Annotated in this window: 18 protein-coding genes and 1 pseudogene; 15 read left to right on the top strand and 4 right to left on the bottom strand. The window is 37.6% G+C overall.

All coding sequences use genetic code 11. The annotated features are described in order from the left end of the window. From A9G09_RS08285 to nusG, 3 genes are all read left to right on the top strand, one after another. Positions 1-411: EF-Tu/IF-2/RF-3 family GTPase (locus tag A9G09_RS08285; RefSeq protein ID WP_335339950.1), on the top strand; the 411-nt coding region annotated here is incomplete at its 5' end. Positions 412-546: 135 nt separating this feature from the next. Further along, on the top strand, positions 547-948 hold the full coding sequence (gene secE / locus A9G09_RS08280; RefSeq protein WP_065633262.1) for a preprotein translocase subunit SecE: 402 nt from the start codon (positions 547-549) through the stop codon (positions 946-948). 1 nt (position 949) lies between these two features. Further along, positions 950-1,495, top strand: coding sequence for a transcription termination/antitermination protein NusG (gene nusG, locus A9G09_RS08275; protein ID WP_065633261.1), 546 nt, complete (start codon positions 950-952; stop codon positions 1,493-1,495). A gap of 1,575 nt (positions 1,496-3,070) precedes the next feature. On the opposite strand, the gene A9G09_RS08270 is transcribed toward nusG, so the two are convergent. Continuing rightward, the gene (locus A9G09_RS08270) at positions 3,071-4,996 is read right to left on the bottom strand and encodes an ABC transporter ATP-binding protein (protein WP_065633260.1); all 1,926 of its coding nucleotides are present in this window, start codon (positions 4,994-4,996) and stop codon (positions 3,071-3,073) included. A gap of 90 nt (positions 4,997-5,086) precedes the next feature. On the opposite strand from A9G09_RS08270, the pseudogene A9G09_RS12750 reads away from it, so the two are divergent. Beyond that, positions 5,087-5,179, top strand: a pseudogene (locus tag A9G09_RS12750) (sugar diacid recognition domain-containing protein); the annotation flags it as partial. Between the two features lie 68 nt (positions 5,180-5,247). Here the strand turns inward: A9G09_RS12750 and A9G09_RS08265 are convergent. After that, complete coding sequence (locus A9G09_RS08265; protein WP_065633259.1) at positions 5,248-7,254, bottom strand: OPT family oligopeptide transporter; 2,007 nt, start codon at positions 7,252-7,254, stop codon at positions 5,248-5,250. A 235-nt stretch (positions 7,255-7,489) separates the two neighbouring features. On the opposite strand from A9G09_RS08265, the gene mazG reads away from it, so the two are divergent. The 3 genes from mazG (at position 7,490) to A9G09_RS08250 (ending at position 9,519) form a co-directional block, all read left to right on the top strand. Then, positions 7,490-8,296, top strand: coding sequence for a nucleoside triphosphate pyrophosphohydrolase (mazG, locus tag A9G09_RS08260; RefSeq protein WP_065633258.1), 807 nt, complete (start codon positions 7,490-7,492; stop codon positions 8,294-8,296). Further along, positions 8,289-8,729 carry a hypothetical protein gene (locus A9G09_RS08255; protein ID WP_065633257.1) on the top strand — a complete coding sequence of 147 codons (441 nt, stop codon included), beginning with the start codon at positions 8,289-8,291 and terminating at the stop codon, positions 8,727-8,729. Before mazG ends, A9G09_RS08255 begins: the two co-directional genes overlap by 8 nt. Positions 8,730-8,826: 97 nt before the next feature. Further along, a complete protein-coding gene (locus A9G09_RS08250; RefSeq protein WP_065633256.1) occupies positions 8,827-9,519 on the top strand; it encodes a glutathione S-transferase in 693 nt (230 codons plus the stop codon). Between the two features lie 78 nt (positions 9,520-9,597). On the opposite strand, the gene A9G09_RS08245 is transcribed toward A9G09_RS08250, so the two are convergent. Both A9G09_RS08245 and gltB read right to left on the bottom strand, forming a co-directional pair. Beyond that, positions 9,598-11,010 carry an FAD-dependent oxidoreductase gene (locus tag A9G09_RS08245; protein WP_065633255.1) on the bottom strand — a complete coding sequence of 471 codons (1,413 nt, stop codon included), beginning with the start codon at positions 11,008-11,010 and terminating at the stop codon, positions 9,598-9,600. A 13-nt stretch (positions 11,011-11,023) separates the two neighbouring features. Then, positions 11,024-15,481 (bottom strand): glutamate synthase large subunit, encoded by a 4,458-nt coding sequence (gene gltB / locus A9G09_RS08240; protein ID WP_065633254.1) that lies wholly within the window; start codon positions 15,479-15,481, stop codon positions 11,024-11,026. Between the two features lie 675 nt (positions 15,482-16,156). On the opposite strand from gltB, the gene A9G09_RS08235 reads away from it, so the two are divergent. From A9G09_RS08235 to A9G09_RS08205, 8 genes are all read left to right on the top strand, one after another. After that, positions 16,157-18,832, top strand: coding sequence for a type VI secretion system Vgr family protein (locus tag A9G09_RS08235; protein ID WP_081297522.1), 2,676 nt, complete (start codon positions 16,157-16,159; stop codon positions 18,830-18,832). Positions 18,833-18,842: 10 nt separating this feature from the next. Further along, entirely contained in the window at positions 18,843-19,841 is a 999-nt protein-coding gene (locus A9G09_RS08230) for a hypothetical protein (RefSeq protein WP_065634382.1), read from the top strand. Further along, positions 19,841-21,004 carry a sel1 repeat family protein gene (locus A9G09_RS08225; RefSeq protein WP_065634381.1) on the top strand — a complete coding sequence of 388 codons (1,164 nt, stop codon included), beginning with the start codon at positions 19,841-19,843 and terminating at the stop codon, positions 21,002-21,004. The genes A9G09_RS08230 and A9G09_RS08225 overlap by 1 nt, the downstream gene beginning before the upstream one ends. A gap of 66 nt (positions 21,005-21,070) precedes the next feature. Further along, positions 21,071-22,222, top strand: coding sequence for a sel1 repeat family protein (locus A9G09_RS08220; RefSeq protein ID WP_141671553.1), 1,152 nt, complete (start codon positions 21,071-21,073; stop codon positions 22,220-22,222). Positions 22,223-22,289: 67 nt separating this feature from the next. Continuing rightward, entirely contained in the window at positions 22,290-22,412 is a 123-nt protein-coding gene (locus A9G09_RS13090; protein ID WP_255307701.1) for a hypothetical protein, read from the top strand. 19 nt (positions 22,413-22,431) lie between these two features. Continuing rightward, positions 22,432-23,163 carry a DUF2931 family protein gene (locus A9G09_RS08215; RefSeq protein ID WP_065634379.1) on the top strand — a complete coding sequence of 244 codons (732 nt, stop codon included), beginning with the start codon at positions 22,432-22,434 and terminating at the stop codon, positions 23,161-23,163. A gap of 128 nt (positions 23,164-23,291) precedes the next feature. After that, positions 23,292-24,023 carry a DUF2931 family protein gene (locus tag A9G09_RS08210; protein ID WP_065634378.1) on the top strand — a complete coding sequence of 244 codons (732 nt, stop codon included), beginning with the start codon at positions 23,292-23,294 and terminating at the stop codon, positions 24,021-24,023. 128 nt (positions 24,024-24,151) lie between these two features. Beyond that, positions 24,152-24,373: DUF2931 family protein (locus A9G09_RS08205; protein WP_141671552.1), on the top strand; the 222-nt coding region annotated here is incomplete at its 3' end.

Below are 24,373 nucleotides of genomic sequence, written 5' to 3'. Positions count from 1 at the left end.
GTTGAAATGTTCCGTAAATTACTTGACGAAGGTCGAGCAGGTGAAAACGTAGGTGTGTTACTACGTGGTACTAAACGTGAAGAAATCGAACGTGGTCAAGTATTAGCTAAACCAGGTTCAATCACACCACATACAGACTTTGAATCAGAAGTTTATATTTTAAGTAAAGAAGAAGGCGGACGTCATACTCCATTCTTCAAAGGTTACCGTCCACAGTTCTACTTCCGTACAACTGACGTAACAGGTACTATCGAGTTACCAGAAGGTGTAGAAATGGTAATGCCAGGCGATAATATCAAAATGACAGTATCATTAATTCACCCAATTGCGATGGCAGAAGGTTTACGTTTTGCGATTCGTGAAGGTGGCCGTACTGTTGGTGCGGGTGTTGTTGCTAAAGTTATTAAATAATTTTATACACTAGCGACAATAAGAAGGGTGTCGTTTGATACCCTTTCTTATCTAGTCTGTTTAGCAAAATGTTTTTCTTTAAAGAGCATTTTGGAAAATAGATATTATTATAAATAACATAATCATAGGTTTTATATGCTAGTAAGTAACGAGAGTCAAGATACAAACACGAATCTAGACAAATTCAAATGGGGTTTAGTTCTAGTACTGATTGCGTTTATTGTCTGGGGGAATTTCTATTTTGCTGGACCTAATGATATATATCAACCAAATACTATTGTACGAATTATTGCGGTTGTTGTAATTTCGTTGTTAACTTTATTTATTGCCTTTACAACAAATAAAGGTAAGGCATTTTATGTGTTTTTACAAGAATCTAGAAAAGAGCTAAGAAAGGTAGTTTGGCCAACACGTAAAGAAACCGTACAAACAACTTTACTCATTGCTGCAATTACTGTGATTGTCGGCTTAGCACTTTGGGGAATGGATTCTTTATTCCGTTCAATAGTCTTTTATTTAACATCAATAGGACGTTAATATGAGCGAAGCACAACAAAAACGTTGGTATGTCATTCAAGCTTACTCAGGTTATGAAGCGCGTGTTGCACAATCATTACGTGAATATATCAAATTACATAATATGGAAGACGCATTTGGCGAAGTATTAGTTCCTACAGAAGAAGTCGTTGAGATGAAAAGTGGTCAACGCCGTAAGAGTGAACGTAAATTCTTCCCAGGTTACGTACTAGTTGAAATGATAATGAACGATGCGACTTGGCATTTGGTCAAAAGTGTACCAAGAACTATGGGCTTTATTGGTGGTACATCGGATAGACCAGCACCGATTAGTCAACGTGAAGTTGATGCAATTATGAACCGCTTACAACAAGTCGGTGACAAACCTCGTCCTAAAACACTGTTTGAACCAGGTGAGCTTGTGCGTGTTAATGAAGGACCATTTGCTGACTTTAATGGTGTGGTTGAAGAAGTTGATTACGAAAAAAGTCGCCTAAAAGTTTCAGTTTCTATTTTTGGTCGTTCAACACCTGTTGAACTTGATTTTAGCCAAGTAGAAAAAAGCTAATTTATTTGAATATTTTTAATTCAATGACAACAAAAATCACAGAAATTATTCTGTGATTTTTTTTATGCAAAAAATCTGCCTTAAAAATAACAATTACTATTTTTTATTCGCTATTTAAATGTAATGACCAAGATAGCCTTATTTGGATCAACGTCAATGTTTTACCCTTTCGATAAAATGATAGGATAAACATAAAGGTGAATTTGTTCATCACCGACAGAAATGATTTGTATTGCATTTTAGTTTTTTGTCTATTTTTACTTCATTAGTATATTTCTTCTTGCTACTCTCCTCATTAAGTATCTTCGCTTAAAAGTATTTTTATAGCTCATAATGGTGTAATTAACTTTATGTTTTAAATCAAATCTTTCATTTTGATGCTATTTATACATTATTTTGTATGATATTTACAGTAACAAACTTATGGTTTTGTTATTCCCGTATGGGCTATGCAATAATATTTTTTGGTTTGAAATGATGATGATACATAAGTTTGCTGGCTTTTAGGGAATGGAAGGTGATTGCTTTGTCATTGGAACAATGATAATAATTACCCTATTAGTATGTGCTTTATACTCAGCTCTGGCTATATTTTTGACGATGTTTACGAAAAGAGAAAATTGATACGGCTGCAATTTATTGATATTTTGTCAAAGATCTATTTATTCGAGTTATTTTTAACGCAATTTTATTAGGTGTTGCTGTTGGAGTTAATGCAACATTTGGGGATAATCTATGCACCGCATAGCGCTAGAATATGCTAAGCATATAATGGTTATAGGTCGAATTTTTTATTATCAATTATAATTCTGACTGTTGTTGTTAGACTTGGTGTTACGTTGATGAAGGGAATGTTCTGGTTATGTTACCGAATTTACAACCAACTATTTAGGTTTATCAAAAACTAATTTTATCGATGTGCAAAGAATTTCCCTGAGCATTATAATAATGGTTATATTTCGATTTTTGGTTATAAGCTAAAATGCCAAGATTAAATCAAATTTAAATCAACACGCTGTATTGTTGGCATTAGACTAGAAACTATTGAGCTGATAACCCAAAAAGCTGAAGATTGCCAAAAATATCGTGTCGAAAATGTAGCGTATATGCGGACTCAGTACAAGATTTCAGTTAACTGGTATGATCAAATCTTACTTTTATACGTTAATTTCATTTAATTTAAAGCCAAAATACGGCGATGAATTTTATCTAAAAATTCATCCCGACGGGATATTGGTATTAGATGAATAAATTATCTTTACAAATTCAATAAATTACTCTTAGCGATAAAATTTAGTTTGTTTAACTCTTTCTATTTTTTACTAAGGTTAAAGTATAAGACCTCTTTTCATAAGGCGATCTTATCTGATCTTTTACATCATTTGTATTTGCATTGGTTGCTTTAGTAAACAGCAACCAAGCAAGGATATATTTGTGTGTGATGTTGCTCATTAAATATTTTTTTAAAAATATTTAAAATTAGCCATTTACAAAAAAATTCGTTTTAACTTGGTTCTTTATTAAAGATTATTATGCTATAGGTTAATTAGCAAAAATAAACCTGGCAAAACAATATTAATCTTCATAATTAAAATCTTCTAGTTGCTGCTGTAAATCTAACCATTTCATTTCTGATTCTTCTTGATCACCTTTAAGTTGGCTCTGTTTCAGTAATAATTCCGTTAATTGTGATTTATTTTCTGTTTCGTAAATAGTTGGATCAGCTAATTGTTCTTCAATTGCTTTTAATTGTTTTGTCAGTTGTTCAAGAACTTGCTCTTCTTTTTGCAACAATTTTTTAATTGGCTGCATTTGCGCTCTTAATTCCGCTTCACGGCGTTTTTGTTCTTTGCGCTCTTGCGAGGAGATATTTTGGACACTATCTTTTTTAGCCGCATCTTGATCGGGTTCAGGTTGATTTTCAGCTTTCTGTTCTTCAGCAAGCCATTTTTGGTAGTCATCAAGATCGCCATTAAATGGTTCGACTTTATGATTGTGGACTAAATAAAACTCATCAGTTGTTGAACGTAATAGATGACGATCATGTGATACAACAACTAAAGCTCCTTCAAAATCAATAAGCGCCTCGGTTAATGCCTGACGCATATCTAAATCTAAATGGTTAGTTGGTTCATCAAGTAACAGTAAATTGGGTTTTTGCCAAACAATTAGTGCTAACACTAATCGTGCTTTTTCACCGCCTGAAAATGTTTTTACAGGCTCATTGACTTTATCACCATGAAAATCAAAACCACCTAAATAGTTACGCAGTTCTTGTTCTGTTATTTTAGGATCAGCAAGTTTGGTTAGATGCCAAAGTGGCGATTCATCACCTCGCAAATACTCTAACTGATGCTGAGCAAAATAGCCTAATTGAACACCTTTGGCTAAATTAATATGGCCTTCTTTAGGTTGTAGTTCGCCCGCTAATAATTTAATTAAGGTCGACTTACCCGCTCCATTGCGTCCTAATAAACCAATTCTTGAGCCTGGCACAAGATTCAATTTAATTTTTTCAAGGACAATTTTATCTCCATAGCCGGCAACTACTTTATCCATCATCAATAATGGACTCGGTAAAAATTCAGCAGGTTTAAAATTAAAATGGAAAGGATTATCCACATGCGCTGGCGCTATCAGTTCCATTTTTTCTAGCATTTTAATTCGACTTTGCGCTTGTTTCGCTTTGGTTGCTTTAGCTCTAAAACGGTCGATGTAACTTTGCAAATGAGCGACTTTAAGTTGTTGGCTTTCGTATAATGATTGTTGTTGAGCCAATTTTGCTGAGCGCTGTGTTTCAAATGATGAATAATTGCCTGTGTATTCAAATAATTTCTTTTGTTCGATATGAATAATTTTATTCACTAAAGGATCTAAAAAATCTCGGTCATGTGAGATTAAAATTAGTGTACCTTGGTAATTACTTAACCACTTTTCAAGCCAAATTACAGCATCTAAATCAAGGTGGTTGGTCGGTTCGTCTAGAAGCAGTAAATCAGAACGACACATTAACGCTTGCGCCAAATTTAGTCGCATTCGCCAACCGCCTGAATAGGATTTAACCGGCAACAGAAGTTGTTCGTTAGAAAATCCTAAACCATGTAATAGTGTTGCAGCTCTTGCCTGTATTGACCAAGCATCAATGGTATCGAGTTTTTCATGAATAATTGCAATTTGTTCACCATTATTTTCTTGATTAGCAATGGCTAATTTCTGTTCTAATTGGCGATACTCTCGATCCCCATCAATAGCATACTCAATAGCAGGCACATCTAAAGCGGGTGTTTCTTGATTAACCCAAGCTAGTTGCCATTGTGCAGGAATGCTCAAGCTACCACCATCTGCTTGAATTTCACCTTTGATTAGCGAAAATAAGGTGGATTTTCCACAACCATTTTTACCAACTAATCCCACTTTTTGTTTAGGATTAATAGTGGCTGAAGCATTATCTAATAGGAGATTTACACCTCGGCGAATTTGGATAGAATCAAAAACAATCATGATATTGCGATCTATTATTCAAAATAAAATGAGCTATCCTAGCAAAAATTGAAGTTCAAGTAAAATCAAAATAGGATGACCAAGATGGCAATGAGTCCTTATAATCTAACGGCTAAAATTGCACAACAACTTGTTGATAGAACCATGAAAATCATTGATTGTAATATTAATATGATGGATGCGTAGGTAAGGTTTTCAGATAAATGAAAGCCCTTTATGATTGCTAAAGGGCTTAACGTTGTTTAGTTCTATTATGATTGTTTGATTGCTGTTAATGATCGACGAATAAAGTACAAACAGATCGCCACAAATACCGCTAATCCCAAATATTGTGGTAATGTACCTAAGTCAGCTGATATAGCCAATGGTGTATCACTACCGCCACTGGCAATACTGATAACAATCACTATAGCTAATAACACACCAACTAAACTTTCACCTACAATTAATCCCGAAGCAATTAACGCCGCTTTACTATCAACTTTTTTATATTGTGCTTCAGGATCTAAATTTTGTTTTTTTGCTTTAGCATAAGCGCCACGCTTAATTAACCACGATAGTATGGTGCCCACGAAGATTGGCATAGTAATGGTCGGCGGTAAATAGATACCCAAACCAACCGCTAATGCAGGTAAACGGAAGCGACATTTTGATTTTGCTAAAATTAAATCAATGATGATAATCATTGTACCGACCGCCAAGCCGATTAAAATCATGGTCCAATCAAGTTGATGAGAGAATATCCCTTTGGCAATAGTTGTTATTAAGGTTGCTTGCGGTGCAGCTAACACTTGTGAATGATCCATATCTGCTCGTGGTAATGCCCCGGTAAAACCATATGCGTTATAGAGAATCTCAAGAATAGGTGCGATAACAATAGCACCAACCACACAACCAATGAGTAAAGCAACCTGTTGTTTCCAAGGGGTTGCTTTAACAAGATAGCCTGTTTTAAGATCTTGTAAATTATCATTAGAAATACAAGCAACTGCTAAAACTGAACTGGTAGTAAATAGCGCTAAAGCAGTCGCAAAATTGGATCCTTCAACGGATGCTAACATACCATTGGCTTCACCTAAACCTAATAAGATGAGCGAAATTACAATAGCTGCGACAATGGCAATGCCTGATATTGGACTTGCGGATGAGCCAACTAGTCCAGCCATGTAACCACAAGCGGCAGCAACTAAAAAGCCCATAATAAAAGCAAATAGAACTGCACAAAATACTAATGCCCATGCAACGCCTGTTGATAACCCACTGCCAGAAATAAATGAATAAAAAGTCACGATTAAGATAATTAGCATCCCACCCATTATCAAAAAGATTGATTTAGGCGAGAGATCGCGATCTGTTTCGGCGATATCATTCGCTGAAACATCAGAACGTAAAGTGCTGAATGATATTTTTAAACCTTCAATAACTGGTTTGATTAATGTTAATAATGTCCATATTGCAGCAATTGCAATAGTACCAGCACCAATGTAGCGAATGTCTTTTGCCCAAAGTCCCATAGCAATTTTAGATAAAGGCTCATTAGTATCATAATCGGTTATAAGACTTAAAATAGGAATACCAAATCCCCAACCAATAATTGTCCCAACTAACACAGCAATACCCGAAATAATACCAATTAAATAACCTGCGCTAAGTAAAGCTAATGAAAAACCCATTGGTAATTGAAAGATTGATTTACCACCGGTAAACCAATAAGAGATACTTTCAGATAGTAATCGAAAACCATTAGTACAAACACTGACTACAGAAGCGATGACGCCACCGACTAAAATATCTTTTAGGCCTTCATTGGTATCGTTATCCCCTGATTTTGAGCCAGCTTTTAAAATTTCAGCAGCAGCGATCCCTTCGGGGTAAGGTAGTGTGCTTTTTACTACCATAACATGACGCAATGGGATTGAAAATAATACGCCCAACATTCCTCCAGCAGCACATATGGCAAAGGTTTGTAAAAACGGAAAACCTTGCCAGTAACCAATCATTAATAATCCCGGTAACACAAAGATAATTGAAGACAAAGTACCCGCTGCTGATGCTTGGGTTTGCACCATATTATTTTCTAAAATGGTTGAGCCAGAAAAAAGCCTCAATATTGCCATAGAAATAACGGCTGCCGGAATAGCAGAAGAAAATGTTAATCCAACTTTTAAACCTAAATAGACATTAGATGCAGTAAAAATAATCGTTATAAAGGCACCTAGAATAGTGCCTCTTAATGTAAGTTCACGTAAGTTATTCATTTTTATTAATGTAATTGATTTAGCATACCGACATTATATACTGAAATTCACTTTATTTGTTGTTTATCTTTTTTTGTTTGTCTTATTTGGATTTTTTTGCTTGTTAAATTTTTTTAGTGTAATTGTGCTTGAATTTATTATGAATAATTTGAGTAGTAATAGGTTAGTAATATTAAAAAAATAACTGTTTTATTGTGAATATATTACAATATGCGCTTAGGTCAATTTAATTGAGATATCTACCGTGAATGGATTAAAGCGTCTACAAGCTATTACAAAGCAACTTCGTGATCCGATTAATGGTTGTGAATGGGATCGCGTACAAACTTTTACCTCATTAAAGCCTTATACTTTAGAAGAAACTTATGAAGTTTTAGAGGCTATCGATCAACAAGATATGCAAGAACTGAAAAATGAATTAGGCGATCTGTTATTTCAAATTGTTTTTTATGCTGATTTGGCTGACGAGCAAAAGGCGTTTAATTTTGATGATATTTGCAATGCGGTTGCTGATAAATTAGTTCGTCGTCATCCACATATCTTTTCAGATAATCCTGCTGCAAAACTCAATTGGGAGCAGCTCAAACAACAAGAGCGTAATGAGCGAGCGCAGTTCTCGATACTCGATGATATTCCTAATTCTCTTCCTGCTTTGATGAGAGCTGAGAAAATCCAAAAACGCTGTGCATCTGTTGGTTTTGATTGGTTAGCGTTGCAGCCTGTCTTAGATAAAGTAAAAGAAGAGCTAATTGAAGTCGAGCAAGAGCTAAATAAATCAACACTTGAACAAGACAAAATTGAAGAAGAATTAGGCGATTTGATTTTTGCAACGGTTAATTTAGCACGTCATTTGAAAGTTAAATCGGAACTTTGCGCGCAAAAAGCAAATAACAAGTTTGTTCGTCGATTTAAACAAGTGGAATCGCTATTAAAACAAAAAAATCTGGCTTTAGTTGATGCAACACTTGAACAAATGGAAGACGCGTGGCAAAGTGTTAAGCAATTAGAAAAATCAAATAGCGAAGTAAATAAAAATGACTGAACAAAAAAACGAACTGTATCAAGAAATAGAAGCGTGGGCACAAAATGCGATATTACATAGTCCAACATGGAGCATTAATCAGCTTGATTACTCTGAAAAGAGCATCACTGTTGTTGAAATGATTATCAGCGAAATTGCCGAAAAAAACTTTAGTATTCCTGAAGAACAATTAAATATGATTGCTCAAGAGTATGGATGTTACCTACTACTCACCGCACATAAAATATATGGTGGCGAGTTTTATTATAATGAAGAGTTCGAACAACCTATGCTGATTTGCTGTGAACCCGATGCAATGATTGTGCTAATGACCTGGAATAAAGTGAAAGGGCGTTTATTGGGTGATAAAACTGATCATATTGCTTATTTCCTTGATGAATTTGGTAAAGCGACCTTCCAACCTGAAAAAGGCACACATGTGGTTTACTTATAACTTCGTAGAAAGTGAGATAAGGTTGTTGATGTAAAGATTAAGTGAGATTAGCACTTAACACTTTTTAAAGTTAATATTTATTGTAGGGTGGTTGGAAATGTATTACACACTTTATATCGGCAATAAAAACTACTCTACATGGTCTATGCGGCCTTGGGTGGTGATGAAATATTTTGATATTCCCTTTGCTGAAAAATTGGTTAAATTTGATAGTTTTGATGAAGATTCCCTATTTAAAACTACGATATCATCCATTTCAAAATTTGGAACTGTTCCGATACTTGTTGATAACGATCTTGTTATTACCGATTCTTTAGCGATTTGTGAATACTTAGCTGAACAGCATCGCAATTTAGCGCTATGGCCGACAGATATAAAACGTAGAGCAATGGCTCGTAGCTTAGTTGCAAAAATGCATTCGGGATTTCAAGCGATTCGAAATTATTTACCCATGAATATCGAGGCTGAATTGCCAGAAGTTGGGCAGATAATTTTACGTGATCACCCCGAAGTCAAAAAAGAGCTCTTGTTCTTAGATGATTTATTAACGTCTTTTTTATCTTCTAACAAATCAAATGATCACTATTTATTTGGTGATTTTAGTATAGCTGATGGATTTTATGCACCTTTATGCTTAAGATTAAAAAATTATCATATTCAGACAAGCTCAACTTTAGCTAATTACATTGAAACGATTTGTCATACTAAAGGTATTCAAGCGTGGATAAATGAGGCGTTAAAAGAACACAGCTTTGTCACGATGGATGAACCTTATCGATTACACCGATAATTAAAGATTTTGCTAAAAATAACCCCACTTAACATTGCGTAAGTGGGGTTAATTTTTGGATTTAATCTAAAAACGCAATCACACTTCTAAATAATCTAAAATTCCTTCTGCTGCTTTACGTCCTTCGCTAATGGCGGTGACGACTAAGTCAGAGCCTCGTACTGCATCGCCGCCGGCAAAGATTTTTGCATTAGTCGTTTGATACCCTTTAACCTCTGGGGCAATAATGCGACCTTGCTTATCTAAATCAACTCCATGTTCTGTAAGCCAAGGCATTGAGTGCGGCTTAAAACCAAATGCCATTACCACTGCATCGGCAGGTAAAATAAATTCAGACCCTTCAATAATAACTGGTGAGCGGCGGCCTTTAGCATCTGGCTCACCTAATTCAGTCCTGACCATTTTCACGCCGGTAACGTGCCCAGTATTATTAATTTCTATACTTAATGGCTGTACATTAAATTGAAATTGTACTCCTTCCTCTTTGGCGTTTTTGACTTCGCGTTTAGAACCGGGCATATTGGCTTCATCACGACGATAGGCACAAGTCACGTCAGTTGCACCTTGGCGAATTGAAGTGCGGACACAGTCCATCGCTGTATCACCCCCACCTAATACAACTACACGTTTATTTTTCATGTCGATGTATGGGGTATCTTTGGTTTGTTCATGATGCATTATGTGCTTAGTATTGGCGATCAAAAATGGTAACGCATCATAAACGCCGTTAGCATCTTCATTTTCGAGTCCTGCGCGCATTGATTGATAGGTACCTGTTCCAATAAAAACAGCATCGAACTCATTGAGTAACTCAGATAATTGAACTGTTTTTCCTACTTCGGTATTTAGACGAAACTCAACTCCCATCTCGGTAAAAATTTTACGACGGTTGATTAATACTTCCTTATCCAATTTAAATGCAGGAATACCAAAGGTTAATAGCCCACCAATTTCAGGGTGACGATCAAAAACTACCGGTGTTACACCATTACGTACTAAAACATCAGCGCAAGCAAGTCCTGCAGGACCCGCACCAATAATGGCGACTTTTAATCCCGTTTTTTCAACATTAGTTAAGTTAGGTTTCCATCCCATTTTAAAGGCTTCATCGGTAATATAGCGTTCAATATTACCGATAGTAACAGCGCCAAACTCTGCGTTTAAGGTGCATGATCCTTCACAAAGTCGATCTTGAGGGCAAACACGGCCACAAACTTCCGGTAAACTATTAGTTTGGTGAGAGAGTTCAACTGCCTCTAAAATTTTACCTTCGTTAACTAATTTTAGCCAATTCGGAATATAGTTATGCACAGGGCAACGCCATTCACAATAGGGGTTACCACAAGCCAAACAGCGATCGGCTTGGGCTTGAGATTGCGCAGGGGAAAATCCTTCGTAAATTTCAACAAATTCTATTTTACGAATATTCAACGGTTTTTTTGGCGGATCGACACGTTGTAAATCGATAAACTGATAAACATTTTGACTCATTTTCGTGCTCTCCTTACTGTGCTTGAACGCGTAGTTCTGCTGATGAACGACTACGATGACCAAGCAGCGCTTTTACATCGCTCGATTTAGGTTTAACTAAAACAAATTGTTTAGCAAAATCCTGCCAATTAGCTAAAATTTCTTCAGCGCGTGATGAGTGAGTAAGTTGAGCATGCTCCATGATTAATCCTCGTAAGTGCTCTTCATGTATTGAATAATCAGCAACATTTAGCATTTCGACTAACTCTTTATTGATACGTTTATGAAAATCGCCATCAGCATCTAAAATATAGGCAAATCCACCAGTCATACCGGCACCAAAGTTAACCCCTGTTTTACCAAGTACGCATACAATACCGCCTGTCATATATTCACAGCCATTATCACCAATGCCTTCAACAACACTAATAGCACCAGAATTACGTACGGCAAAACGTTCACCGGCACGACCTGCGGCAAATAATTTACCGCCAGTTGCACCATATAAACAGGTATTACCGGCAATGGTTGCTTCATGGCTTAAAAATGCCGAACCTTGTGGGGGGCGAATGACTATACGTCCGCCAGCCATGCCTTTACCAACATAGTCATTAGCATCACCTGTAAGGGTTAAATCCACACCACCGGCATTCCATACACCAAAACTTTGACCGGCTGTACCATTAAAGTTAAGGTTGATAGGATCGGTCACTAAACCTTGATCGCCATATTTTTTAGCAATATAGCCGGATAAACTTGCTCCAACTGAACGATCGGTATTTTGAATTTCAAAATAGAAACTTTTGCTTTGACGATTATCCACCGCTTCTTGTGCTTGGGTTATGATCGCTTTATTAAGTAGCCCTTTGTCAAAAGGTTTATTATCCTCAATACAATATACCGGTTTACCTTCAAGCGGTGTGGCTGTTTTAAGTAATCCTGATAAATCAAGTTTTTGTTGTTTAGCTGTTATGCCATCGAGTTCTAACAGCAAATCAGTACGACCAATTAAGTCGATGATGCGACTAACACCTAGTTCAGCCATAACTTCACGCGTATCACGAGCAATAAAGCGGAAATAATTCATCGCTTTTTCTGGTAATCCATGATAGTGCTCACTTCGTAATTTCTCATCTTGAGTAGCAACGCCGGTTGCACAATTATTAAGATGGCAAATACGTAAATATTTACAGCCTAAGGCAACCATTGGCCCCGTTCCAAAGCCAAAACTTTCCGCCCCTAAAATAGCGGCTTTTACAATATCAACACCAGTTTTAAGGCCGCCGTCAACTTGTAGGCGTATTTTGTGACGTAAACCATTGGCAACAAGCGATTGTTGCGTTTCAACCAGACCTAATTCCCATGGCGAGCCGGCATATTTCACAGATGTTAATGGACTGGCTCCGGTACCACCATCGTAACCCGAAATAGTGATTAAATCGGCATAAGCTTTAGCAACCCCTGTTGCAATTGTTCCAACACCCGGTTCCGAAACTAATTTAACCGAAATCATTGCAGTTGGATTGATCTGTTTCAGGTCAAAAATAAGTTGTGCCAAATCTTCAATTGAATAAATATCGTGGTGAGGAGGTGGTGAAATTAATGTTACCCCTGGCACAGAAAAACGTAATTTTGCAATATAAGGGGTGACTTTATCACCCGGTAATTGGCCGCCTTCACCCGGTTTTGCGCCTTGTGCCACTTTAATTTGAATCACATCCGCACTCATTAAATAACCAGGTGTAACGCCAAAGCGACCAGACGCCACTTGTTTGATGCGTGAAACTTTTATACTGTTATAACGAGCAGGATCTTCGCCGCCTTCCCCAGAGTTTGAAAAACCACCTAACGTATTCATTGCGGTTGCAAGAGATTCATGCGCTTCAGGACTTAACGCGCCAATTGACATCGCAGCGGAATCAAAACGTTTAAATAAAGCCTCTTCAGGTTCGACTTCATTAAGTGCAATAGCGCCACTTTCTGGTGGATTAAGTTTTAATAAATCACGCAATGTAGCAACTGGTCGATTATTGACGATATCGGCATAACGCTTATACTCTTCATAACTACCATTATTTACAGCTTTTTGTAATGACTGCACCACATCTGGATTATAAGCGTGGTATTCGCCACCATGAACAAATTTGAGTAATCCACCTTGTTCTAATGGTTTACGGCGTAACCACGCTTTTTTGGATAGGTTAAATTGGTCTTGAGCAAAATCATCAAAATTAGCACCACTAATTCGGCTTGTAACGCCTTGGAAACAAAGTTCTACCACATCCTTATGTAAGCCAACTGCTTCAAACAGTTTAGAGCAACGGTAAGAGGCGACTGTCGAAATGCCCATCTTGGACATGATTTTATATAAACCTTTATTAATCCCGTTACGATAATTAAGTATTGCTTCACGGTAGGTTTTATTAATCGTACCTTTATCGACCATTTGCGCTAAAGTTTCATACGCTAAATATGGATAGATTGCAGTTGCGCCAAAGCCTAGTAAGACAGCAAACTGATGTGGATCTCGACAGCTTGCTGTTTCAACAATAATATTGGCATCGCAACGTAAATTTTTCTCAACTAAACGTTGTTGCACAGCACCAACAGCCATTGGCGCAGGAATGGGTAGGCGATCGGCTGCAATATTTTTATCTGATAGAATCAGCAATACTGTGCCATTTTTTACTTTGGCTTCAGCATCACCACAAAGCTGTTCAATTGCATCACGTAAGCTACCATCAATTTCATAGGTAATATCAAGCGTTTCTGATTTATAGTATTTTGACTCTAACGTCGTTAACTGCTGAAAATCTGAATACACTAAAACTGGATATTTAAATGCCACACGATGCGCTTGTCCTTCCGCTTCGGCAAACACATTCATTTCACGGCCAATACTGGTAGAAAGTGACATAACGTGCGCTTCACGCAATGGATCGATTGGTGGATTGGTTACTTGCGCAAATTTTTGGCGGAAGTAATCATAAATTAAGCGTGGACGGCTTGATAATACCGCAAATGGCGTATCATCGCCCATCGAGCCTGTTGCTTCTTGACCATTTTCACCTAAAACGCGAATGCATTGATCAAGTTCTTCATTGCTATAACCAAATTGTTTTTGGTAAGTCGCCAGTAACGTATCATCATAATCACGAGAGCCGATATCATCATCAGGAAGATCTTCAACTGGAATCAGACGTTTTACATTCTTAGCCATCCACTCTTTGTATGGGTGACGTTTTTGTAAATCGTTATCAGTTTCAGACGATTGTAAAATTCGACCTTCTTCGGTATCAATCACCAGTAATTCGCCCGGACCGACGCGCCCTTTAGTTACCACTTCATCTGGTTGATAATCCCAAATACCAATTTCCGATGCGCAGGTGATGAGTTTGTCTGTGGTAATAACATAACGAGCAGGGCGTAGACCGTTACGATCTAAGTTACAAGCAGCATAACGACCATCCGACATAACAATGCCTGCTGGACCATCCCATGGTTCCATATGCATAGAGTTAAAATCAAAAAAGGCACGCAGATCTTCATTCATATCTGGATTGTTTTGCCATGCAGGTGGAACAAGTAAACGCATTGCACGTACTATATCCATCCCACCAACAAGGAATAATTCAAGCATATTATCAAGTGAACTTGAATCCGAACCCGTTACATTCACAAACGGTGCGGCATTTTGTAAGTCAGGTATAAGTGGCGTTTTAAATTTGTAAGATCGCGCTTTGGCCCATTGGCGATTGCCCTCAATAGTATTAATTTCACCATTGTGGGCTAAATGTCTAAATGGCTGGGCAAGTGGCCAACGCGGTACAGTATTGGTTGAAAAACGTTGATGGAATAAACAGATTGCTGTTTCCATACGAATATCTGCCAAATCTAAATAGAATCGAGGTAAATCTTTAGGCATGCAAAGGCCTTTATAGATATTGACCTGATTTGAAAAACTACAGACATAAAACGTATCATCTTGCACACGCTTTTCTATGCGACGCCTAACCATATATAAACGACGCTCTAAATCAATTTTTGTCCAACCCGCAGGCGCATTAACAAAGACTTGTTCAATTCTTGGTAGTGATGACAGGGCAATTTCACCTAACACACTTTTATCAATTGGCACTTCGCGCCAACCTAAAATTGATAAAGTTTCATCCGCTAACTCTTCTTCAACAATTTCACGACTAGCTTGAGCTTCGGCTTCATCTTGGCTTAAAAATAGCATGCCTACAGCATAATTTGTTGCTAAACGCCATCCGGCATCTTCAGCTACAAGCCTAAAAAATCGATCGGGTTTTTGCATTAAAAGCCCACAGCCATCGCCCGTTTTACCATCGGATAAAATGGCACCACGGTGCTGCATTCTTGCAAGTCCGTGAATTGCTGTACGCACCACCTTGTGACTTGGTTGCCCTTCAATATGGGCTATCAAACCAAATCCGCAGTTATCTTTTTCATGATGCTGGTTATATAACATATCATTGCCTCTAAATCATCGCTTTTATATTTTGTGAAAGTATAGGCATTAATCCCATAATGGCTAAGAAATTAAAGAAAAAAGGTATTTTGGTCAAATAAATATTACTTATAAGTCAATCTTTTAATAAGGTCTATCTGAGTTATTAATGAAGCTAATAATTGATTTGTAGCTTATTGATTATTAAGATAATAATTAAGTATATGGCTGTTATTTTCAAAAAAAATTATATAATTAATATCAATGATAATTGTTATTTTTGTAAATAAGTTTAACTAAATTAGAATGTTTAAGTATGAAATTATATGAGAATTTAATTCGTCTCGACAAAAGTGTTTGTAAAAAAACTTATCCAGCAGGATTAACTTATTTTTAACCAATTAGTTAATATTATTAAATTAGCTTAATATCGCTTATTGAATTAAAAATTCAATATAAACAAACAAAGTGATTGCAAATTACTCAAAAATAGGTATTTTGTAAGCTAATATAGTGTATTTTTAATGCTTATAACGTTTAAATTAATACAGATGTTTTAAATATTTAGCAAAATAATTATCTGATATTAATAAGAAAATAATGCTGAATAATTGTGAATTTAAAGAATGTTAATCATTTAACATATATTTAAATATAACTTTATTCATAAGATCTGAATCTGATAGAGAGGATTATATGGATATGGAAAAAGGACTAGCCACTCTTACTCAATATGGTAAAGGTGTGAGTAATGGGCTTAATGGCGCAATCAGCCATAATCGTTACACATTAACAATAGAAGCCTTAGGCTCAGCAATATCGGTATTAGATGTAAGCAGTGATGAAACCCTTAACCAGCCCTGGCATTATCGCATTTCCTTTACAAGTTCAGATAAACACCTCACACTTGACTCGGTTTTAAATCAAAAAGCCGCATTTATTTTTCACCCGGCGAATAATTTCGATATTGTCTCAAAGGTAACGCAAACGCTTAATACCTTAAGTGCTTTTGCTCCGCTTGAATCGTCGTTGACCGACCTGTTATCGTCAGGCGATTCACGCATTGTATACGGGGTGATTACTGAGTTTAGTCAGTTATCGGTCAATAAAGAGCAAGCGCATTATCAGGTGGTATTGTCCTCGGTGCTGGCAAAGCTGGCACTCAGTCATAACAGTGCTATTTTTCAGAATTTGAGTGTGGTGGGCGTTGTTGAAGAGGTGCTGCGTGGGCATGGTTTTACCGGCATTGACTACCGTTTAGAATTAAAAGACCGTTATCCGGTCCGGGAGCTTATCACCCAATGGCAGGAGAGTGACCTGACCTTTATTCAACGAATTTTAGCCGATGTGGGGATATGGTTTCGTTTTGAAACGCATGCTGAGCACAGTTGTGATGTTATGGTCTTAAGTGATTACGAACAAGGTTATCAGCAGGCAAAGGATATCGACTACAAACTACCGAGTGGCACTTTAGATGCGGGTGTTGACAGTGTGTGGGATATGGGTTTACACAGTCAGATGGTTGAAGCGTCAGTTCAGGTGCAGGATTATAATTACCGGGATGCAGGCAGCAATTTACAAACGGAAGTGAACAGTCAGCCGACAAACGGGACAACATATGGCACGAATTACCGTTATGAAGAGCACTATAAAGGATTGAATGATAATGGCACGGCTAATGCTGGTCGTGATAGCGATACAGCCAACCGTTTTGCGGCAGGAGAGCAAAATGGTAACCGCGAAGGTAATCAGGATAACAGCATTGAAAGTGGGACATGGTATGCGCGTATTCGTCATGAACAGGCAATCAGTAGTCAGGTAATCATCAGCGGTAAAAGTAACCGCTGTCAGCTGGTGCCGGGTCAACGTATTCGCATAACAGGTAACCCGTTAGCCGATACGCAAGAGGGGTTTATCATTATAAGTGTGGCTGGGCACGGTAACCGCACGGATGCTTATGAAGTGGCATTTACCGCCATCCCGTATCAGGTATTAAAACCCTACCGCCCTAAACCGATAGCATGGCCACAAATCAGTGGCACCTTACCGGCACGGGTGACCAGTCCGGATAATGACACCTATGGTTATATTGACACTCAGGGTCGATACCGGGTTAAGTTTAACTTTGACCTGAAAAGCTGGAACAGCGGTGAAGAGAGCTTATGGGTCAGACTGGCGAAACCGTATGCCGGTGGTAGTTATGGTTTTCACTTTCCGCTTATTGACGGTACGGAGGTGGCGATAGCCTTTACTAACGGTAACCCTGACCGCCCTTATATTGCTTATGCGATGCATGACAGTGCCCACCCTGACCATGTTGCAACGGCCAACAAACATCGCAATGTGATTCGCACAGCGACCAACAATAAACTGCGGATGGATGATAAACGCGGTCAGGAGCACATCAAGTTAGCCACTGAATACGGAAAAACCCAGCTTAATATTGGTCACTTAGTTAACCAGAATAAAGAGCAGCGAGGTGAAGGGTTTGAACTGCGCACTGATGAATGGGGCGCCTTAGCAGCGGCAAAAGGGTTATATCTGACTACCCAAACCGAGCCAAAAGCGCAGGGCAAACAGCTGGATATGCAAGGCGCAATTACTCAGTTAGAAAACGCCTTATCGATAGCTAAATCCCTACAAAATGCGGCTAAACAATCGGAAGCACACAGTGCTGATACCGACAGTCAAAATCAGCTCAAGGCAAACTTAACTGAGCTGGCGCAAAGTGGCATTTTAGCTTATGCACAGGAGGGCATTGCGTTAACCAGTCCTGAAAACATCCAACTATCTACGAGTAGCAGTATTTCCTTAACCAGTGAAAACCAGACTGATATTACCGCCTTAAAAACCATCACCTTGTCTGGTGGTGAATCAATGGGGTTATTTGCTCACAAATCGGGGATGAAAGTCTTTGCTAACCAGGGTGATATAAACCTGCAAGCGCAAAATGCCAACCTGAATATGGCCGCCAAGCAGGATATTAAAATTGACAGTGTTGATGGTGAGCTGACAATCACAGCCAGTCAAAAAATCACCTTAATTTGTGGAGGCTCTTATATCAAAATCAGTGAAGAGGGGATTGAACTCGGTACAGCTGGTAATGTGTATATAAAAAGCAATGCCTTGCAAAAAATGGGAGCAAAAACAATAGCACCTAATCCATTAGCACTACCGTATATTATTGGTGATTATGCAGTTAAATTTATCTGTAAAGATGAAACCGGAAAAATTTATGCCAATGAACGTTACATTGCTACGCTACCTGATGGTAGAAAGATACAAGGGCAAACCGATAAAAATGGGTATACACAACCATTCCACTCTACCAATGAAAATGAAACAATTACACTGGAATTAATTAGTAGGTAAGTTAATCAATATGCCAAATGAAAACACGCAAAAATGTAAAATTTTTACAGCTCAAACAAGTAAACTTGAAAATGGCGAGGTTGCCACTGAGGAAGTGATATTAAAAAACGTACCAACACCTCTTTTTATATTATTTTCTTTTAGTGGTGATGGAAAAACGGCCTTTTTTAAAGCGGCAAAATTTAAAGAACAACAATTAAAACTTAAATACCCCGATGCAGAAGTTAGAATCATAGAAGGTTTTGAGTATCCATTACAATTCAAAGCGGAATGGACAAAACTATATAATGAATTAACTAACTCAGAAACGGCTTGTAAATATGCTTTGTGGCAAGTTCATTATTTTGGTCATGGCAATGAAAGTTTCCTGGCTTTTACTGGTAGAGGTAAAATACATTTTGACTTTTATGATAAAATGGAACGTCTACCATGGCATCCAAATGAAGGCATTTTTGTTTTACACTCCTGTCGAGGTGCCGCTTATGAAGATACGCTAGATGAAGAAGAAATAGAAAATCAAATTTGCTTAGCTAATACCATTTCAAAGCAACAAAAAACACGCTGTTTAGGGCAAGTTACTTTTGGAAGCTTTACAACTAATTCACAACAGTTTGCAGAAAATTGGGAATTGAATACAAATGGCATTTATATGCCAAATATACCAAAATCTTATCTAACTAATGAAGATATTCAAAAAATATATGGTTATCGTCCTAATCGATATTACAATGCAGTAGCTCTTTATATGGCTGATTCTGTTTTGTGGGGATATGCTTTACTGACAGGCGATACAAAAGATAGGATATTAAGTTTAAAAGAGAATTATGAAAAAAATAAAAAAATTAAAGCATCTACTACATTACCTAAGTTATATCCTATTTACCAAGAAATTAAAAAATTATCCGAAAAAAATCAAATTCTACCTTGCCGAGTATTTAATAAAGGTCAGTTAGAAGCGCGCATTGTTGAGGTGGATGTGTTTAATCAAAATGATTTGGAATATATTTAATGAGTTTTACTGCCAAAAAAAACAAATCAATACGGAAAAAATTAATCATTTTTGTCATTATTTTGGGTCTTATTATCAGTATTGGCTTTATATATTTAAATACTGATAATTTAAAAAAACGAAACTATGAACTTAATCAACCGGAAAATTTAATTATGGACTTTACCATTTACCCGTCAACTATTCCCGAAAATGAATTATTACGTATAGACGAAGCTAAAAAGCTGTATGAATCAGCCTTTGACGATAGCATATTTTATGGTGTGGTTAATCCTGACCAATTGATAAAATTTCTTAAACATGCCTGGCAATGGGATAAAAATGCTATGCCATATTATTACTCTCTCCTCAGTTGGCAAAAACTCTTTAATAAAGGTTACAAAGAAGATGGGATGATCTCATTTACAGAATTTATGCGCAAATATCGGGATCAGTTAGTGGATAGTGCTGGTAAACCGTTAGTCGAACCTGAGGTGTTTAAAAGTGAGCAAATACAGTGGTATTTATGGGATAAGTTTGCCGATTTAAAATATCCCTATTTTGCATATAAAAATGGTTACATAATAGGTACTTGTGGGTATGATGAACAAGGTATGGCGCGCCCCTGTCCTGATGAGCAATTAGAAAAAAGTATTGAGTATTTTAATTATGCCATTGAGGGTGGCTATCATTGCTACGAATATTTAATAGCCCGTATGTTATTTCAACATGGGCGTCAATATAAAGATCAGAAATATGAGCAACTGACTAAACTAACCGAATACCGCAAGGCATTAAAATCAGATGATTTAAAACTGGCCATAGATTATGCGCAGTTAATGGCCGAGCATAGCTCAATTATTGGCATATTGCGCATGACTGAAGCCTATTTCTATGGATTAGGTCGAGAGCAAGATCTGGTTAAAGCTTATGCCTGGTCGCTGTTAAGTGATTATGCAAAACAAAAAATCACTGAGATAGACAATAATTTAGCGTGGGATGCTCATCAACTACCACCTGTTTGGGAATATAATAAAGAAATCCAACAACGTTTAGAACAAATGCTTACTCCAACCGGAAAACAAGCGGCATTAGATTATTTGGAAATACTGAAAACCAAAGTTATAACTTGGAATTATAATCTGTGGCGCAATCAAATAGATGATTTTCATCCTAAACCGTAATTTATTTAACTATATTGTAGTGAGTAAAATTTAAGGTTGAATAATAGTGATTAATCTGGATAGCGTGTGAAGAATAGCAAATTGAAACGTTCAAAGTTCAAAATAGTCATGCTAGTGATGATTATGGTTATTAGCCTTTATCAATTATATTTTAATCAATCATCCGATAGTCAAGTCAATGTTGGTTTTGTTGAATCCGAAAATTTAATTATGGACTTTACCATTTACCCTTCAACTATTCCCGAAAATGAATTATTACGTATAGACGAAGCTAAAAAGCTGTATGACTCAGCCTTTGACGATGGCGTATTTTATGGTGTGGTTAATCCTGAACAATTGATAAAATTTCTTAAACATGCCTGGCAATGGGATAAAAATGCCATGCCATATTATTACTCTCTCCTTAGTTGGCAGGAACTCTTTAATGATGGTTACAAAGATGATGGGATGATCTCATTTACAGAATTTATGCGCAAATATCGGGATCAGTTAGTGGATAGTGCTGGTAAACCGTTGGTTGAACCTGACGTATTTAAAAGTGAGCAAATACAGTGGTATTTATGGGATAAGTTTGCCGATTTAAAATATCCGTATTTTGCATATAAAAAGGGGTGGGGAATGGGTTTTTGTTGGTATGATGAACAAGGTATGGCGCGCCCCTGTCCTGATGAGCAATTAGAAAAAAGTATTGTGTATTTAAATTATGCCCTTGAAGGTGGCTATCATTGCTACGAAGATTTGATAGCTCGAATGTTATTTCAACAAGGTGACCATTATCAGGATGAAAAGTATAAACAAATAATTAAATTAACCGAATACCGCAGATCATTAAAATCAGATGATTTAAAACTAGCCATAGATTATGCCCAGCTAATGGCCGAGCATAGCTCAATTATTGGCATATTGCGCATGACTGAAGCCTATTTCTATGGATTAGGTCGAGAGCAAGATCCGATTAAAGCTTATGCCTGGTCGCTGTTAAGTGATTATGCAAAACAAAAAATTATCGAGATAGGCAACAATTTAGCGTGGGATGCAGAGCAATTACCACCGGTTTGGGAATATAACAAGCAAATCCAACAACGTTTGGAACAAATGCTTACCCCAACCGGAAAACAGGCGGCATTAGATTATTTGGAAATACTGAAAACCAAAGTGATCACTTGGAATTATAATCTGTGGCGCAAACAAATAGATGATTTTCATCCTAAACCTTAGTTTGATTAAATATATTACCATACATTAAACTAAAAGGTGTTTGGATTGAAAAAATACTGGTCAAATAGTGAAAATCAGCTGGCCGGCAAAAAGTGAAAAAGAGTACGCCAAAACACGTTTACTGCAAGTGCACCAACCGCACCTTAACCAACAGGGTGATTGGCAACGGCTCATTCACCCCGATCACTAACATAGAAGGACTGCTGCTTATGTTGAAACGCATTATTACCGTCATCAGTTTAGTAATACTTATTACCGGTTGCCATACTTCACGTATCACTAACCGAGTTGACCCCAATTTACCTAAAAAACCTTACGCTGAATGGCGTATTGGTGGTCGTTATCCACTCTACTTTCAATCAACAGTTTTTTCAACCATGGTAAAAACCCAATCCAATAAATATAAAATTATTAATATCGCTGCTGGGGGTAATTACAGTCGGGATCCGGGTAAATGGAATACACGTTTTGGTATCAATGACCTGCCTGTGTATTCTGATTTACCGGAAGAATTTTATATTTGCTGGTCCTCTTTTGCCGATCAAACCTTTTATCGTACTAAATTAGTGGTGCCATTGTGGGCACGGCAAGAAATGGTAACGCCACATCATTACTATTCTGAAGCCTACGATCAAAATGAGATTGGTTATAATGACACGGTTATTATTGGTTTTGCCCCGGGTGGCAGTGTGACCGGTTGGCTCATAGGCGTTGCTCACCCTGATGCACAGTCAATAGAGTTTGGTAAAGGGGTCACCGAACGGATACCGCAAGGATCTGATGTGTGTCCCAATCCTTACCCTAACGGAAAAATAACTGAAATTACTCCCGAAGCTAAAGCGTGGTTAAAAAAACACGGCATGCCTAAAGCATGGCAAGAAAAGTACAATAACGTCACCATGGGACAATACCTGAAACTAAAAAATCCACCCAATTTTTAGGCTATGAGCAACGAGTCAGGGAAAACAATGGCTGATTTGCTGATCAATTGGGCATAAACTCGTTGCCAACTAAAGCGATTGGCAACGGCTCATTCACCCCGATCACTAACATAGAAGGACTGCTGCTTATGTTGAAACGCATTATTACCGTCATCAGTTTAGTAATACTTATTACCGGTTGCCATACCTCACGTAACACTAACCGAGTTGACCCCAATTTACCCAAAAAACCTTACGCTGAATGGCGTATTGGTGGTCGTTATCCACTCTACTTTCAATCAACAGTTTTTTCAACCATGGTAAAAACCCAATCCAATAAATATAAAATTATTAATATCGCTGCTGGGGGTAATTACAGTCGGGATCCGGGTAAATGGAATACACGTTTTGGTATCAATGACCTGCCTGTGTATTCTGATTTACCGGAAGAATTTTATATTTGCTGGTCCTCTTTTGCCGATCAAACCTTTTATCGTACTAAATTAGTGGTGCCATTGTGGGCACGGCAAGAAATGGTAACGCCACATCATTACTATTCTGAAGCCTACGATCAAAATGAGATTGGTTATAATGACACGGTTATTATTGGTTTTGCCCCGGGTGGCAGTGTGACCGGTTGGCTCATAGGCGTTGCTCACCCTGATGCACAGTCAATAGAGTTTGGTAAAGGGGTCACCGAACGGATACCGCAAGGATCTGATGTGTGTCCCAATCCTTACCCTAACGGAAAAATAACTGAAATTACTCCCGAAGCTAAAGCGTGGTTAAAAAAACACGGCATGCCTAAAGCATGGCAAGAAAAGTACAATAACGTCACCATGGGACAATACCTGAAACTAAAAAATCCACCCAATTTTTAGGCTATGAGCAACGAGTCAGGGAAAACAATGGCTGATTTGCTGATCAATTGGGCATAAACTCGTTGCCAACTAAAGCGATTGGCAACGGCTCATTCACCCCGATCACTAACATAGAAGGACTGCTGCTTATGTTGAAACGCATTATTACCGTCATCAGTTTAGTAATACTTATTACCGGTTGCCATACCTCACGTAACACTAACCGAGTTGACCCCAATTTACCCAAAAAACCTTACGCTGAATGGCGTATTGGTGGTCGTTATCCACTCTACTTTCAATCAACAGTTTTTTCAACCATGGTAAAAACCCAATCCAATAAATATAAAATTATTAATATCGCTGCTGGGGGT

The organism is Gilliamella sp. wkB292 (genome assembly GCF_001690235.1).
In the GTDB taxonomy this organism is placed as follows: Bacteria; Pseudomonadota; Gammaproteobacteria; order Enterobacterales; family Orbaceae; genus Gilliamella; species Gilliamella apicola_F.
Note: the sequence above shows the minus strand (reverse complement) of the source record. Positions and strands in the feature narration are given on the sequence as shown.